Source organism: Lentzea sp. NPDC037011 (assembly GCF_055607425.1).
This window is the reverse complement of sequence record NZ_JBVJRT010000009.1, coordinates 161,869-178,333: the sequence shown is the minus strand read 5'-3', so window position 1 is coordinate 178,333 and position 16,465 is coordinate 161,869. Positions and strand designations below refer to the sequence as shown.

The following is a 16,465-nucleotide window of genomic DNA, read 5'->3' as shown; positions in this document are numbered from 1 at the left end:
TTGTGGAAGATGTGACTGCGCTAGGGCCGCACGAGCACCTTGGTGGCCGTGCGTGCGGCCATCGCCTCGTAGCCGGACGCGATGTCGTCCAGGCTCACCGCCTTGTCGAAGATCGAACCGGGGTCGAGCGTGCCGGCCAGCACCCGTTCGGCGAGTTCGGGGAGGTAGGCGCGGGCCGGTGTGAGACCGCCGGTGAGGGTGATTCCGCGGAAGAAGACCGAGGTCACGTCGCCGATCGGCGGGCTGCCCATCACGCAGGCGGTGCCGCCGGTCCGGCACAGCGCGAAAGCCGTGTTCTGCGCCTGCGGACCACCACCGCACTCCACCACCACATCGGCGCCGAGCCCTTGGGTGGCCGCGCGGACGAAATCGACGGACTCGGCATCGCTTTCGGGTCCCTGGGCTCGGAAGGTGTCCGTCGCACCGAAGTCGCGGCCCTTGCCCAACCGGGATTCGTGCCTGCCCACGAGGATGATCCGGCCTGCTCCCGCTTCCCTCGCCGCGAGCACGGCGCACATCCCGACCGGCCCGTCACCGAGGACGGCGACCGACGAGCCCGGCGTGACCCGGCCCGTCCGGACGGCGTGCAAGCCGGTCGCCATCGTGTCGGTGAGGGCGAGGAGCGAGGGCAGCCGTTCGTCGTCCTCGTCCACCGGCACCGCCACCAGGGTGGCGTCGGCGAAGGGGACGCGGACCGCTTCGGCCTGTGCGCCGTCACCGTCCACACCGAACATGCCACCCGCGGCGCAGGCGCTGTGCACACCGGCCTGGCACGCCGAGCAGGTTCCGTCGGCGAAGTTGAACGGGGCGACGACCATCATCCCGGGGCGGAGTGTGGCGACCTCGGTGCCGACGTCTTCGACCACGCCGACGAACTCGTGCCCGCAGCGAGGACCGGTGACCGGACCGGGAAGCCCGTGGTAGCCGTGCAGGTCCGTGCCGCAGATCCCGGCGACGACAACGCGGACGACCGCGTCACCGGGGGCCCGGAGCGCCGCGTCGGGGACTGCCTCCACGGTCAGCTCGTGCTTTCCGCGCAGGACCGCAGCCCTCATGAGCACACCTCTCGTCGGCTTGACCTGATCGAACCCGGCCCTCCCGGCAGCACGTCGTCCGTCCGGACGTACCGGCCCGACAGGTGGTCCGCCGCGCCCGTGACGACGGAGACCAGCGCGGCCGCGGCGTCCTCGGCGGCCGTGAAACGCCCTGACCGCCGGGCCTGCAACGTCCACGTCAGGATGTCGTCCTCCCAGCGGTTCCCCGTCCGGCCGCGGTCGAGGTGGGACCGGGTCATGCCGGCGTCGACCAGGCCGGGGTCGAACGCCACCGCAACCCGTGCGGAGCAGGCCAGCTCCCCGGCCAGGCTCGCTGTCACCGAGATCAACCCCGCCTTGGCGGCCGCGTAGGCGCTGGCGTGCGGCCAGCCGACCGCGCCGGCCCGGCTCACCACGTTCACCACGCGTCCGGTGAGCGAGGGCAGCACGGCCCGCGTCACCCGCACCGACCCGAAGAACCCGACTTCGGAGGTCTGCCGCCACTCAGCTTCATCCACCGTCCACAACGGACCGATCGGCCCTGCCACACCCGCGTTGTTCACCAGCACGTCGAGGCCACCCAGCTCGGCCACGACCTGGTCGACCCCGCGGGCCACCGAATCGTCGTCCGTCACGTCCAGGCACACCCAGGTCGCGGTTCCACCGGCTCGCCGGATTCCGTCGGCGGTCTCCTCCAGGGCGTCCCGGTCGCGGCCGGCGACGGCGACGGACAGCCCGGCGGCGGCCAGCGCCTGCGCGAACGTCCGTCCCAGCCCGCGTCCGCCGCCGGTGACCAGCACCCGCAGCGCCGGAGGCCGCAACCGCTTGCCGGTCGAGGAACGCGGGATCGCCCGTACCCGCTCGATGGCCCGCACCCGTTCGTGCGGTGCGACGCGGTCCGCGACGTGGGCCGTGATGTCCGCGAGGGGCACCGGCTCGGCCAGCACGACGTAGGCCTTCGGGACCTCCCCCGCGACCGGGTCGGGCACGCCCACGACGCAGGCTTCGGCCACCGCGGGGTGGCCGGTGAGCACTTCCTCCAGCGCGGCCGGCGACACCTGGTGGCCCTTGTACTTGATCAGCGACTTCGCCCGGCCGGTGATCCGCAGGAAGCCGTGCGCGTCCCGGCTCACCAGGTCGCCGGTGCGCAGCCAGCCGTCCGCGTCCGCCGACGTGCGGGCGATCTGCGGCCCGCGCAGCCACAGCTCGCCCGACTCCGGCTCCGTGCCGCCGGTGAACCGCACCTCGGTGCCCGGGACGAGCACGCCGGTGGAGCCGGGCGGCACCTCGACGCCGTCCGGGCTGAAGCTCACGCACCCCGCCTCGGTCATCCCGAACCCCTGCACCACCGGGACACCGAGGACCGCGGCGCAGCGGTCGGCGTCCACCGAGGGCAGCGGTGCACCACCGGAGACGACCAGTCGCAGCGACGGCAGCGGCTGGCCGGTCGCACCGAGCTCGGTCACGACGCTCGGCACCAGGTACGCCAGCGACACGCCGTCCTCGGTGACGTCGCGGGTGAAGTCGGCGGCCGAGAACGGGGTCGCGCCGATGACCAGGGTGGCGCCCGCCCGCAGCACCGGGTTCATCGCCATCTGCATCCCGTAGACGTGCCGCAGCGGCGGCACCGACAGGACCACGTCGTCGTCGCGCACCCGGTGCAGGTGGGCGATCTGCCCGAGGTTGGCGGTCAGGTTGCGGTGCGACACCGGCACGAGCTTCGGTGCGCCCAGCGTGCCGCTGGAACTCATCAGCACTGCCGTGCGGTCGCCTCCGCGCGGAGACAGCGGCAAAGGTGGCGTGGCCACTGCCTCGTCCCACGGCGTGCCGTTCGGTGTGGGGGCGCCGACGCAGACGGTCGGCAGCGAGACCTCCGGCGGTCCGAGGGCCGTCTCCGCGACCAGTGCCTTGGCACCGGTGCCGTCGATCGCGGCGCGCCACCGCTCGGCGGTGTCCCGCGGGTCGAGCGCGAGCACCACGGCACCGGCCGCGAGGATGCCGTGGTAGGCGACCACGAACTCGGCGCTGTTCTCGGCGAGCACCACCACGGTGTCGTCATCGCCGACCCCCGACCGGCGCAACCAGGCCGCGAGTCCGGCGACGGCCGCGCGCAGCCGTCCGTACGTCCATTCGAGACGCCCGCCCCGCGAGCGGTCCACCACCGCGACCCGGTCGTCGTCCGCGGCGCCCGGCCGCAGCACGTAGTCGCCTAGGTGTGCGTCGGCGGGCACCTCCCAGGCCGCCGTCACGGCCGCACCGGCACTTCAGCGGCTCCCCGTCCGGTCCTCACCGCTCCCCCGGGCCCTTCTTGCGAGCCAGGGTGAGTCCGTCCGCGACGGTCAGCAGGACCGACTCGACGCGGTCGTCGTTGCGGACGTGCTCGTTGAACTCGCGGATGGCGCGGGCGTTTCCCTCCGCGCCGGGTGAGGCCGCCTCGCCGGCGTAGAGCACGTTGTCGGCCACGATCAGGCCGTTGGGGCGCAGCCGGGGCACGAGCTCTTCCCAGTAGGTGCGGTAGCCGGCCTTGTCGGCGTCGAGGAAGGCCAAGTCGATGAACGGCTCTTCCGGAAGGCCGCGCAGGGTGTCGGCGGCAGGGCCGAGCAGCGGTTCCACCCGCTCGGCGACACCGGCCCTGGCCCAGGCGGCGGTGGCGATCCCCGCCCAGCGGTCGGTCACGTCGCAGGTGATCACCCGACCGGTCGGCCCCACGCCCTCGGCCAGCGCGAGCGTCGAGTACCCGGTGAACGTCCCCACCTCGACCGCCACGCGGGCGCCGGTCAGCCGGGCCAGCAACGTGAGCAGCGCTCCCTGTTCCGGCGGCACCTGCATCTCGGCCACCTGGCCGAGGGCGAGCGTGGCGTCGATCAGTTCGCGCTGGACGTCGGTGAACGGCGGGAGCTGACCCCGGACGTACTCGAGCACCTGCGGGGTGAGCAGCACCGCCTTGTCGGGCTGTTCCGCTGTTGTCGTCATGCGTGGGCTCCGTCCGCGAGAGCCGCCTCGGCGATCGGGACGAGGCGGGCGATGTGCACCGGCAGGTCGGTCTGGAAGTGGTTCACCGCGTCGCGGTCGTAGATCGCGTGCACCGGCTGCGTCGCGAGGTCCGCCAGCAGCGCCGCCACCCGCGCCCGCAGCGCGGCGGTGAAGACGTGCGCGCAGACCTGGGCCCGGTCGACGAGGAAGAAGTCGTCGAGCAGCGCCTGCTCGTCCTCGGTGGGCGCCTGGTGGACGTCCCGCCCGGCATCGCGCAGCAGCGACCCGCCGACCGGCACGAGCCGGGCGGCCACCGTCATGTGCACGAGGCGGTTGAACTTCACCGCCGCCCTCAGCGCCGACCCCGGTGCGGGCCGCGCTGCGGCGAGCAGCGCGGCGGCGTGGCGGTGGTCGCGCGCCCACGTCCCGCTCATCGCCGGGTGCCGCGCCGCCATCCGCGGCCGGATGACCGAGAGGTAGATCTCGGGGCGGCAGCTGCCCGAGTAGAGCAGCAGCGCCGAGTAGGTGTCGTGCAGGACGGCGGCCTCGTCGAGGTCACCGCGGCCGAGCGCGGCCGAGAGCAGCCGCCACACGCAGAAGGCACCGTGGTGGCCCAGCAACCAGCGGTACCAGGCGAACTCCGCCTCGCTGTCGGACGGCGGCGGGCCGACGGGTTCGTTGACGTCACCGGGGTGCCAGGCACACGGGGCGAGCGGGTTCTGCGGAAGCGGAACGGTGAGCCGGGGCAGCGGCGGAGCGGTCACGACAGCACCTCCGCGACGTGCTCGTCCAGCGCATCGGCAGCCGCGCGGATGTCCTCGTCGAGCGGACGGTCGTGGGTGATCGGCGCGACCCGCTCGGCCAGCGCCGCGACCAGGCCCGCGCAGTGCGGCGCGGTCGGCTCGCGATCACCGATGTGGGCGGCTTGGCGCACCGCGACGCCGAGGCAGCCGTGCAGCAGCCGCAGGAGGTTGGCCTGCTCGTAGGCGGTCAGCGCGGCTTGGGTGCCGAAGGGGACGACGTCCTGGTTGTGCAGGTTGGTGGGAATGCTCTGCATCGCCGCGGGCGTGCACGCCCGGCGCATCGCCACGACGACCGACGTCGCCAGCACCTGCAAACCCTGGACCGCGTGCTGCTTGCCCGGCTCGGCCGCGAGCATCGGTGGCCGTCCTCCGTTGCGGCCGGGGTCCACCAGCAGGTCGACCTGCCGCTCGGCGAGGTTGCCGACCTGGGTCATCGCCGAGGACAGCAGGTCGGCGGCGAAAGCGGCGGGCTGGCCGAAGAAGTTCCCCCCGTGCGCTACGAGGTCTTCGTCCGGGAAGAACAGCGGATTGTCGCTGACCCCGCGCAGGTCGTCGGCGACGGTCCGGGCCGACCACCCGGCCGCCGACCGGGCAGCGCCGAGCAGCTGCGGCGCGCACCTGATGCTGTAGGGCTCCTGCAGCGGCCGCCCCGTCACCGGCGTGGTCCCCCCGAGCCACCACGACAGCTCACGGCCAGCCGCTTCGGCCTCGGGATGACCGAACGCCTCCAGCAGGGACGGCGCCAGGAACGCGGGCGTCGCACCGAGCAGGTCGGCCAGTGCCGCCGTCAGCGCGACCGCGACCTTCAGGGAACGTTGCGCCAACAGCACCGCGAGCCCGGCGGCCGCCGTCGTCACCGACGTCCCGTTGACCAGCGCCAGCGCGTCCCGGCCGTCCAGCTCGAGCGGGGCCAGGCCCGCCGCGCGCAGGGCGTCGCCCGCGGGCATCCGATCGCCGTCGAAGTAGGCGTACCCGTGCCCGCGCAGGCTCTGCACGGCGTGCGCCAGGGGAACCAGGTCTCCGCTGGCTCCGACCGAGCCCCAGGTCGGTATGGCGGGGGCGAAGCCGCTGTCGAGCATCCGGGCCAGTGCGTTCACCGTGGACATCGACGCGCCGGACAAGCCGCGGGCCAGGGACCGCGCACGCACGAGCACCGCCGCGCGGGCGACGGGGACCGGCAGGTCGGGCCCCTGTCCGACGGTGAGGTGCTGCAACACGTTGTCGCACTGCGCGGTGCTGCTCTCCCGGCCGTCGAAGACGACCAGCGGCCCGAATCCCGTGGTGGCACCGTAAACCGGGCGTTCGGACCGCGCCAGGGTCGCCTCGACGAAGCGCCGCCCGCGCTCGACGTCCGCCACGACCTGTGCGGGCAACGTGATGCGCATCGGCCGAGCCGCGGCCTCCAGGTGGGCCAGCTCCACGGGAGCCGAGAGATCGAGGGTGGTGGTCGCGGAATCAATCGGGCTCATCGTGTCATCGCCCCTAGTTCGGCCGAAGTGGGTTGGAGCTCGTCATCAGCCACGTTGGTCAGGTCAGCGGCCGTCCGAAGTGGTCGCGCTGTTCACCGGAAGAGGTGGACCGCCGGCGAAGCGACTCCTCACCTCGAGAAGCACTCTCACCCTGTCCGCGTAACAATTTTCGTCGCAAGTATGTAGCCGCGGAGCCGTCGCACAACCGGACATTCCAGCTACCGGAACGACGACCGCGAGCCGCAACGGGCCGACACTGTCCACAAGCGACTTCTGCGCGGCACTTCCCGTCGTCGCCTGCAGACCGCAGGGCGTTCGTCGACGAACAACCGTTGCGGGAAAACGACTTCGTGGTGTAGAGCGGCCTCGACGCGACTGACCGGAGGGGTTAGCGACGATTCGATCACGTGTTGGTGGTACTTGCAGACGCCTGGGCAGCAACGAAGGGGAAGGGGGGCGGACAAGGCTTCTGTCCGGGTGCTCAGCCGACCGCCCGCGTGTCATCGCACTGCTCGCGCTGCGGCCAGTGCGCGCCGAAGGCCTTGAGCACGTTGGTCATCAGGGGCGAACACTGCGACCTGTGCCACGCCAGGGCGATCCCCACGTTCGCCCCGTCCTCGAGGGACCGGACCGTGATGCCCGACAAGGGGATGGAACGGGCGGACTCCGGCACCACACCGATTCCGAGCCCGGCTGCGACCAGCGCGAGGAGCGTCGGCATGTTCGAGACCACGTGCTTGCGCTTCGGGCTGAAGCCGGCCTTCAGGCACATCTGCAGCACCGCCTTGGCAATCCCTGCCTCCGGCTTCACCTCGGTGATGAAGGCTTCGTCGCGGAGGGCCGCGACGCTCAGCGACTGCCTCTCCGCGAGCGGGTGGTCGACGGGGAGGACGACGACCAACCGCTCGTCGCGGACGGGGAACAGTTCCACGTCCTCGCAGTGCACCGGCGGGTGCACGACCCCGAGGTCGAGCGTCTCCTCCCGGAGCCTGACGCACTGCTCCTCTGTCGAGAGGTCCGAGTGCACCTCGAACTCGACGCCGGGCAACCGCTTCCGGATCGTCTGGACGAGGAACGGCATGTGCGCCAAGGCGGCCGATCCCGTGAGCGCGATCCGGAGCAGTCCCGTCTGACCTTCTCCCAGCAGCCGGACGCCGTCGACCCCGGCATCGATCCGGCTCAGCGTGTTCAGGGTCTCGTCGAGGAAGAACCGGCCCGCCTCGGTGAGCTCCACCCGTCGCGTCGTCCGCGCCAGAAGGCACACGCCGAGCTCGTCCTCCAACTGCCGAATGGCGTGTGACAGAGCAGGCTGGGCCATGTTCAGCTTTTCGGCCGCCTGACCGAAATGACAGGTTTCGGCAACTGCGGCGAAGTACCTGAGGTGCCGGAGTTCCACCCTGCTCGCCATCAACAACCTCAATCACCCGGCCACAACAACGGCTCGCCGACTTCGCACTCCACGACCGGCAACAAAACAGCCTGTTCGAAAGTCTCGAACCGCCCGCGCAACTGCGGTGCGAGCCCTTCCAAACGATGACGTTCAGTTGTCAGCCAGCAACAGTATGTCCACTTCGACCGGGTGCCGCAACCGCTGGAGAATGTTAGCGCTCTCAATTCGGTGCACCGCCCGGCAAGCGGCCGACCTCGACAGATGACACACCTGTGACGAGCGCATCAGCAGACCAGCCGTTCGGAGCATCGACAGCGCAGACCGGCGCAGATTATTCGCGGTCAAACATCCGCTCTGCAGCACCACAGCAGCACACTCATGAATTAAAATCCGATTGATGCAACATCGATAAACCGGTCGAAAACCGGACTTGGACACGAGGGAAACGTGAAATGAAATAGGGACCGAGCCGCACCGCACCTTCTCCGCGGCGGTCACCGCACAGCTCTCCCGCCCGCCGACGAGCGGGGAGGAAAGCCTTGCCGGAGAACGAAAGTGAGGTCGAGTCCGGGACTACACCTTCGACAGAAGGCCCTCGAACGTCCTCACCACGTCGGCGAGCACCGGGGACTGCTTCGACCTGAGCCACGCCAGGGCCACCGGCACCATCGGCGCTTCGCTGAGCGGGCGGAACGTCACGCCCGGGACGGGGACCGAGCGGGCGGCGTCCGGCACCACGCCGATCCCGAGACCGGAGGCGACCAGTGCGAGGAGAGTCGGCATGTTCGAGACCACGTGCTTCTTCCGCAGGCTGAAGTCGGCGTTCAGGCACATCTTCATCACCGCGTTGGCTATGCCCGTCTCCGGCTTCGCCCCGGTGATGAAGGACTCGTCCCGCAGGTCCGCGATGCCGACCGACTTCTTCTCCGCGAGCGGGTGGTCGAGCGGGAGGACGACGATCAAGGGCTCCTCGCAGATCGGGATCAGTTCCACGCCGTCGGGAACCGGCGGGTGCACGACCCCGAGGTCGAGCGTCTGGTCACGGAGCCGGACGCACTGCTCCTCGGTCGAGAGGTCCGAGTGCACCTCGAACTCGACGCCGGGCAGCTCCCTGCGGATCGACTGGATCAGGAACGGCATGTGCGCGAAGGTGACCGAGCAGGTGAGCCCGATGCGCACGAGTCCGGACTGCCCCTCGTTCAGCAGCCTGACACCGTGGATGCCGGCGTCGACGCGCCCCAGCGTGTGCAGCGCCTCGTCGAGGAAGAACTTGCCGGCCTCGGTGAGCTCCACCCGCCGCGTGGTGCGGACCAGGAGGCTGACGCCGAGTTCGTCCTCCAATTGTTTGATCGCGTTCGACAGCGCGGGCTGGGCCATGTTGAGCCGTTTCGCGGCCTGACCGAAATGACACGTCTCGGCCACCGCGGCGAAATATCGCAGATGCCTGAGCTCCACCCTGTTGCCCACGAAGACCACCATTCACGTCGCGGCACCGGGCTGGCCGAAATCGACACCTTCGCATTCGACGACATCACCGGTCGCCAAAAACGCGACCGTCGGTTTCACTCACCCTCCGGTTGCCGGTTCACGACAGTATGTCCGCCACCGGAGGGCTGCGCAAGTTCTGGAACGTGAACGTTCTTGATTGAACTGCCTGGTCCAGGCGTTACGCTGATTCCAATTGACACGGAGATTCACCCTTTAGGGCTATCAAGATTCCGATCCAGAACCCCGTTGCAGCAAGAAACCAGAACGCCGACGTTCCCGACTGATGACGCAGTGCGACGACCGCGCGCGGCTCCGCGGTCCGGAACGCGGGTGGCGCAGATTCGCCGCCGGTGATAGGTACTGAGCGTGAGGACCACTTCGAGCCGGGAAGGACACCGGGCACCGCGCCGATGAAGCCACGAGGAGACTCCTACGGCGGAAGGTCCCGCCTCGAACGGTCAGCTCAGCGACGGGAACGACTGGTCGAGGCCACGTTGGAGCTGTTCTCGGCGCGCGCGTACGACGACGTCACGGTCGCGGACGTGTGCGTTCGCGCGCAGGTGTCGAAGCGCTACTTCTACGAGCACTTCACCGATCGCGGTGACCTGGTGTTCCAGGTGCACACCGAGCAGAACAGGTGGCTGCTCGAAGGCATGGTCGAGGCCTCGCCGCGCAACCCGTCCGGTCCGCGCGAGCTCATCTTCCCGATGATGAAGGCGCTGGTCACCATGCTGTCGGAACACCCGCAGCGGGCGCGGATCATCTACATCGACGTGCCGCGCCTCGAGTCACTGCGCCGGGAGTCCATGCGCAGGCAGGCGGAGTTCTTCGGCCGCCTGGTCCGCGGGGTCGTCGGCCCCCAGCACGACCGGGTGCTGTTCCAGCGGGCCTCGCTGGCGCTCGTCTCCGGGATCTCCCAGGTGGTGACCGAGTGGGTGACCAGGGGGTTGACCGATCCCGTCGACCCCCTGGTCGAGCACCTCACCAGGATCGTCTGCGCCGTGCTGCGCGACCTCGGCTGAGGCCTGGCTCAGCTCGCCAGACCTGCGCACAACGGCTCGTACAAGCGCGCCACGTGCGCCAACGCGGTCTGGACCTCCCCCCGCGCGACGAACGCCTGCGGCCCGGTCACCGACACCGCGGCGAACAGTGGGCCGTCCGCGACGACCGGCACGGCCGAGGTGCGCAGACCCCGGTGAGTGACCCCGTCGTCGTGCGCGACCCGGGAGGCGGGCCGGCCGGAGGAGCTCCGATGCGCCTTCAGCGTCAGCACCGCCTTTCCGGCGGCGGTCTCCAGCGCGGACCACGACCGGCCGAAGTCGACCGGACCGGACAGCAAGCCGGCACCGGGAGGCTCGAACTGCTCCACGCAGCGGACCACGTTGTCCTCCACGACCATGAGCTGCACCAGCAGGTGCGTCAGCTCGTACAGGCGCAACATGCCCTTGAGCGCGTGCCGCCGCAAGAGGGCGTGGTCGTCGCTCGTCAACCCCGCTGTCAGTCGCAGGTCGCCCAGTTCGTACCCGTTGGCGATCCGCCGGACGGCCTGCTCCGCCTCCAGCGTGCGCAGCAGCCGGTGAGCGGTCGTCTTGGCGAGCTGCAGGTCCCGTGCGATGTCGGCCAGGGAGCAGACCCCGCCCTTCCTCCCCAGGTAGCGGATGATCAGCACCGCCTTTTCAACCGCCCCCTGGGACTTTTCCGCGGAACACGTCTCGTCCACCCACGCCGTGCTCACCGAGGAACCGCGCGCAGACGTCATCCGAACCTCCGATGACCGGGATTCTGAAAATATTCATGAACGCGCCGACCCTAACCGGATTATTCCAGTCGGATCAACACGCGGTGCCATATATCGACGAGCCGAATGGACTGATCGGCCTCGACTCAACAATTGGTCTGGGATCATGAACGCACGACACGCACGCCACGGCACGAGGCAGGGGTGATCGGCTTTCTGAGTTCACCGCGCCGCCGTCGTGACGAGGTAGCGGGTCAGCGCCGCCGGTGTGGGATGGGTCCAGAGGATGCCCGCAGGCAGCTCGACTCCGGTGCCCTGCTGCAGCTTGCCCCGGATCGCGATGCCCATGACCGAGTCCAGGCCGATGTCCGAGAACGGCCGTTCGGGTTCGATCCGGTGCTCCGGCACACCGGTCTCGGCCGCCACCACGCTGCGGATCACGGCCATCGCCGCGTCGGACACCTCGTCCGCGGGCAGGTCCCGCAGCAGGGTGACCGGCTCCGCCGCCGATCCTCCGCGCGACTCGCCGTTCCGCGGGTCGCGGACGTGTTCGAACAGCGCGCGGCGTCCCCCCGGCGGCGGTGCGGTCGGCCTGACCACCAGCGCGTAGCCGTCATCCGTGGTGTGCAGGCAGTTCCACACGCGCAGCGCCTCGGACGGAGTGATGTCACCGAAGCCCTGGGCCTCCATGCTCTGCAGTCCGTCGGCACTGAGCTTGCCCATGCCGGTGTCACGCCAGACCGTCCAGGCGATCGAGGTGGTGTTCCCGCCTCGGTGCCGGCGGTGTGCGGCCAGGCCGTCCAGGAACGAGTTGGCCGCGGCGTAAGCGGTGCAACCGGGCAGCACGACCAGCGGTGCGGTGGAGGAGAACAGCACCATCTCGTCGATGCTCCCCGGCGGGAACAGCTCGTGCAGCACCACCGCACCCAGCACCTTGGCGTGCAGCGTCTCCCGGATCGACTCCTCGTCCAGGTCGTCCACCAGGCGGCCGTGCACGGCTCCGGCCGTGTGGACCACGCCTCGGATGGGCGGCATGCGCAGGAAGTCGGGTGTCAGCACCGCTCGTGCGGCGTCGGCGTCGGTCACGTCCAAGGCGAGCGGGAGGACGTTCACCCCTTGGCCCTCAAGCTCCTCGACGACGCCGATGGCGCGCCGGGTCGCGTCGTCGTGCTGCTCCTCCCAGGTGGAACGCGGCGGCAGTCCACGCCGGCTGGTCAGGACCAGCCGGCGGGCGCCCCGTGAGGCGAGGTGCCGTGCCGCCTCCAGCCCGAGTGCCCCGAGACCGCCGGTGACCACGTAGGTGGCGTCGGGTCGCAGGGGCACCGGAGGGGTCTGGCCGCGGTCCGGGCGGGGAACGACGCGACCGGCGAGCAGTTCACCGTTCCTGATGACCAGCCAGTCCTCCGCGGGGGGTTCGTTGAGGACTCGCGCCACCAGCTCGAACGCGGCGTCGTCGTCACCTCCCTCCAGGTCGAGCACGCCACCGCGCAGCTCCGGGTGTTCGGAGGCGATCACCCGTGCGGCTCCCCACAGGGGCCGATGCGCGAGACCGGAGGACGTGGTGCAGGCCAGGGCTTCCCTGGTGAGGACCCACAACCTGGTTCCCGGCCGGTCGGCCTCGGCCGCGGACCGGGTCACGTCGGCGAGATCGGTCAGGTGGCGGACGGTGGCGTCGTACTCCTGTCCCGGTCCGGAGTACGGGGCCAGGTACACCACGTGGTGCGGCCCGTCGCCCGCGGGCGGGTAGATGTCCTGTGCGGCTTTGACGAGCGTGCACGGCAGACCGGCCCGCACGAGGTGCTCCGCGAGCTGTTCCGCGGTCGCCGAGGGTTCGGTCGAGACCAGCGTGACCGTGGCCGCGGGCGTCTCGACGGCCGGGACCTCCAGCGGCTGCCAGGAAAGCCCGTGCAGGAAGGTCCTCGGGTCGGCGATCAACGTCTGGTCCGCGTCGAGAACGCCGAACCGGAGCCCGGTGACCCTGGCGGACGACTGTCCGCCGGTCCCCTGGAGGTCCAGGTCGATGGTGTCGGTGGTACCGCTGCGCAGGCGTGCGACCAGGTGGACCGACGACGGAGCGGGACCGGTCCACTCGACCGACTCGATGGAGGCGGGCATGCGGTAGATGCCCTGCCGGGCCAGCGGAAGCGAGGACAGCGTGGTGGCGGCGTCGAGGACCACGGCCCAGTGGGACGCGCGGCCGGGCGTCGACACGGTCGCGTGCACCACGTCGTCGTCGTGCCGGAGGTGGTCCACCTGCCAGTCGAAGGCCAGACCTGACACCCCCAGCGGCCGGAGCAGGTCGAGCACCTCGTCGGTGCCGACGGGGAGCATCGGCAGCACCGGGTCTCCGACGACCTCGGCCGCGTCGGCGCGCACGGTGCCGGCACCGCCGTCGCGAGCGGAGGTGTGCGTGGTCCAGGACGTCTCTTCTGACGCCTCCTGCAGACGGGAGGAGAGCACCGCCCTGCCGTCCTGGCGGACGACCTGGACGGCGCGGTCCTGCTCGGCCGGCAGAGGGGTGCGCAGGACGACGTCGCGGAGGTGGCGCGGCTTGTCGGCAGCACCCGTGATCGCGTCGGCGAGCGTGCACAACAGCACGGCGGCGGGAACGATGTCCACGCCGTGCACGGTGTGCGGGGCGTCGTACGGCCTGTTCTCAGGCGACAGGGTCGTCTGCCACACGGCAGAAGGCGGCACGGTGGCCGCCGTCAGCCGGGAACCGAGCAGGGTGAAGGACTCCGGGTCGTGGCCTCCTGTCCCCCGGTCCAGGGGCGCCTCGGGAAGCCAGTACCGGCTGTGCTGCCACGCCGTGCGCGGCAACGCGACCGCTGCCGAGCGGGGCCAGCGGGCTCGCCAGTCGACGTCGACTCCGGCGCAGTGCAGCCTGCCCAGCTGTGCCGTGAGCTCCGGGAGCGCCGGCTGCGCGCGACGCAGCGAGTGCGCCGCGGTGACCGCCGGAACGGCCAGCGACTCCGCGATCTGAGCGATGTTGTGGACGACAACGGGATGCGGTGAGATCTCCAGGAAGTGGCGGTGTCCATCGTGGACCGCTGCTTCCACGGCCGCCGCGAACCGCACGGGGCGCCTGAGGTTCTGCTGCCAGTAACCGGCGTCCCGTGGTGCGCCGGAACGCGGGTCGTCCAAAATCGTGCCGTACAGCCGCAACGACGCCGGGCCGATCGACAACCCGTGCACAGCGGCGCCGAGGTCGTCGACGAGCCCGTCCATGTGCGAGCTGTGGAAAGCGACGTCGGAAGCCACTCGGCGAACCACGCGGCCCTCTTCGGCCAGCACGGTCGTGCACTCCTCCACCGCGGCCACGTCGCCCGCCAGCACGGACCACCCGCGGGCCGGTTCGATCGCCGCCGTCAGGCCGGACTTGCCCGCGAGCCGTTCCTCCAGCTCGTCGAACGGCACGTCGAGCAGGACCATGGCACCGCGTCCCGCCACGGTCCCGAGCAGTGCCGCGCGGCGGCAGGCGAACCGGGCGGCGTCTTCCGCGCTCCACACGCCCGCGGTCACCGCCGCGGCGATCTCGCCCATCGAGTGGCCGAGTGTCGCCACCGGTTCGACACCCCAGGACCGCCACACCTCGGCCAGGCCCAGGTGCATGGCGAACAACGTCGCCTGGATGCGGTCCGTCCGCGTGCAGTCCCCCTCGTCGATCTCGGTGATCAGCGAGTACCCGGCCTCCTCGCGGAACACCGGGTCGAGCCGCTCGCACAGGGCCGCGAACGGTGTGCTCGACCGGAGCAGCTCATGTCCCATGCCCGCCCACTGGGAACCGTGGCCGGAGAAGACGAACACCGGTCCGGCGGCCTGCTCGGTCGCCCTGCCGTGCACCACCCCCGGCACCTTCTCGGTCGCGGACCACGCCCGGAGGCGGTCGACCGCCTCGCCGCGATCGGTGGCGACCACGGCGGTCCGCCACGGCAGGTGCGACCTGTGCAGCGCCAGCGTGGCCGCCACCGCGTCGACGTCCTGCTCCCCCGTCTCCAGCACGTCCGCGAGCCTGGACACCGTCGGCGCGAGCGCCTCCTGGGTGGCGGCGGACAGGACGAGCAGGGACGGGGCGTCAGTGGCGTCCCGCTCCCCGTGTGGTTCCAGCGGGTCGCCTTCTGCCAGGCAGACGTGCGCGATGGTGCCCCCGTAGCCGAAGCTGGACACACCGGCCAGCTTCGGCTTTCCGGCGACCTCCGGCCAGGCGGTCGGCTCGGTCACCACCTTGACCGACCGCTCCGCCTCGACCGCGGGGTTGACACCGTCCCGCGCTCCCACCGTGGGCGGCAGGACACCGGCACGCATGGCCAGCACAGTCTTGATGATGCCGACCACCCCCGCACCCGCCTCCAGGTGCCCCACGTTGCCCTTCACCGATCCGATGAGCAGAGGCGAGTCCGGTGCCCGGCCGGCTCCGAGGACGGCAGCGGCCGCGGCCGCCTCCGTCGGATCACCGAGAGGCGTGCCGGTGCCGTGCGCTTCCAGGTAGTCCACAGCGGACGGATCGATGCCGGCGCCGGCGTAGACGGATCGGAGCATCTCCTGCTGTGCGACGCCGTTGGGCGCCATGATCCCGTTGGTGCGGCCGTCCTGCCGCACCGCGCTCGCACGGACGACGGCCAGGACGTTGTTGCCGTCACGCCGGGCGTGGTCCAGCCGCTTGAGCACCACGACACCGGCACCCTCGCCGCGCCCGTACCCGTTGGCGGAGGCGGCGAACGGCTTGCTCCTGCCGTCGGCCGCCAACGCTCCCGACGCGCCCAGCGACAGGGTCTGCGCGGGTGCGGCGATCAGGTTCACCCCGCCCGCGATCACGACGTCGCACTCCCCGGAGAGCAGCGCCTGCCGTCCGAAGTGGATCGCCGCGAGCGAGGACGAGCACGCGGAGTCCAGTGCCAGGCTCGGACCGCGCAGGTCGAGGAAGTACGAAACCCGGTTCGCGACGGCGCAGTAGGCGCCGCCGATGCTGCTCCACGGACCGATCCGCTCGGGATCGTTCAGCAGCATCTGCCCGTACTCACCGCCACCCACACCGATCAGCACGGCGGAGTTGCTGCCGGCGAGCGACAGAGGCGGGATTCCGGCGTGTTCGAGTGCTTCCCACACCACTTCCAGCACCAGGCGCTGTTGCGGGTCCATCAGGACCGCTTCTCTGGGTGTGACGCCGAAGAACTCGGCGTCGAAGCTCGCGGCGTCCTCCAGGTAGGCGGCACGGCTGACCGCCCGGTCCACCGCGGCGGCGGCCGCCGGACCGTGTGCCGGGTACGACGACCACCGGTCGCGGGGGAGGTCCCCGACCTCACTGCGTGCCGCGATCAAGCCGGCCCAGAAGTCCGCCGGTTCGCAGATGCCACCGGCCAACCTCATGCCCAGACCCACGACGGCGACGTCGTTGTCCGGGCTACCAGAACTCAAACGCGTCATTTTGCTACCTCACAGATTTCGGTCAAGCCGCCTCGATCTCACGGGGTCTCCCAGCCAGCTCCGGGAGCCGGCCGCAGGGCGGGTGCGGCCGGGCGATGATGACGAGCGCGGAGCCCACCGGCGCGACGACCTCAGCCGCCGGGCCG

At 70.9% G+C, this 16,465-nt stretch carries 10 protein-coding genes; 1 reads left to right on the top strand and 9 read right to left on the bottom strand.

What is annotated here, in order from left to right:
* Nucleotides 1-20: 20 nt before the first annotated feature.
* From ACZ7CH_RS27495 to ACZ7CH_RS27465, 7 genes are all read right to left on the bottom strand, one after another.
* Nucleotides 21-1,055: a zinc-binding dehydrogenase gene (locus ACZ7CH_RS27495; RefSeq protein WP_470375273.1), complete on the bottom strand. Its 1,035-nt coding sequence runs from the start codon at nt 1,053-1,055 to the stop codon at nt 21-23.
* Nucleotides 1,052-3,283 (bottom strand): SDR family NAD(P)-dependent oxidoreductase, encoded by a 2,232-nt coding sequence (locus ACZ7CH_RS27490; RefSeq protein ID WP_470375272.1) that lies wholly within the window; start codon nt 3,281-3,283, stop codon nt 1,052-1,054. The genes ACZ7CH_RS27495 and ACZ7CH_RS27490 overlap by 4 nt, the downstream gene beginning before the upstream one ends.
* Nucleotides 3,284-3,320: 37 nt before the next feature.
* Nucleotides 3,321-4,007: an O-methyltransferase gene (locus ACZ7CH_RS27485; protein WP_360384827.1), complete on the bottom strand. Its 687-nt coding sequence runs from the start codon at nt 4,005-4,007 to the stop codon at nt 3,321-3,323.
* Nucleotides 4,004-4,771 carry an L-tyrosine 3-hydroxylase gene (locus ACZ7CH_RS27480; protein ID WP_470375271.1) on the bottom strand — a complete coding sequence of 256 codons (768 nt, stop codon included), beginning with the start codon at nt 4,769-4,771 and terminating at the stop codon, nt 4,004-4,006. Before ACZ7CH_RS27480 ends, ACZ7CH_RS27485 begins: the two co-directional genes overlap by 4 nt.
* Nucleotides 4,768-6,279: an aromatic amino acid lyase gene (locus tag ACZ7CH_RS27475; protein WP_470375270.1), complete on the bottom strand. Its 1,512-nt coding sequence runs from the start codon at nt 6,277-6,279 to the stop codon at nt 4,768-4,770. Before ACZ7CH_RS27475 ends, ACZ7CH_RS27480 begins: the two co-directional genes overlap by 4 nt.
* Before the next feature lie 481 nt (nt 6,280-6,760).
* Nucleotides 6,761-7,687: a LysR substrate-binding domain-containing protein gene (locus ACZ7CH_RS27470; RefSeq protein ID WP_470375269.1), complete on the bottom strand. Its 927-nt coding sequence runs from the start codon at nt 7,685-7,687 to the stop codon at nt 6,761-6,763.
* Nucleotides 7,688-8,242: 555 nt separating this feature from the next.
* Nucleotides 8,243-9,136 (bottom strand): LysR family transcriptional regulator, encoded by an 894-nt coding sequence (locus ACZ7CH_RS27465; RefSeq protein WP_360384835.1) that lies wholly within the window; start codon nt 9,134-9,136, stop codon nt 8,243-8,245.
* Nucleotides 9,137-9,567: 431 nt separating this feature from the next.
* Between ACZ7CH_RS27465 and ACZ7CH_RS27460 the strand changes: the two genes are divergently transcribed.
* A complete protein-coding gene (locus tag ACZ7CH_RS27460; protein WP_360384837.1) occupies nt 9,568-10,179 on the top strand; it encodes a TetR/AcrR family transcriptional regulator in 612 nt (203 codons plus the stop codon).
* Between the two features lie 8 nt (nt 10,180-10,187).
* Here ACZ7CH_RS27460 and ACZ7CH_RS27455 read toward each other — a convergent pair whose 3' ends face one another.
* Entirely contained in the window at nt 10,188-10,916 is a 729-nt protein-coding gene (locus tag ACZ7CH_RS27455; RefSeq protein WP_360384839.1) for a helix-turn-helix domain-containing protein, read from the bottom strand.
* 201 nt (nt 10,917-11,117) lie between these two features.
* Entirely contained in the window at nt 11,118-16,310 is a 5,193-nt protein-coding gene (locus tag ACZ7CH_RS27450) for a type I polyketide synthase (protein ID WP_470375268.1), read from the bottom strand.
* Nucleotides 16,311-16,465 lie beyond the last annotated feature (155 nt).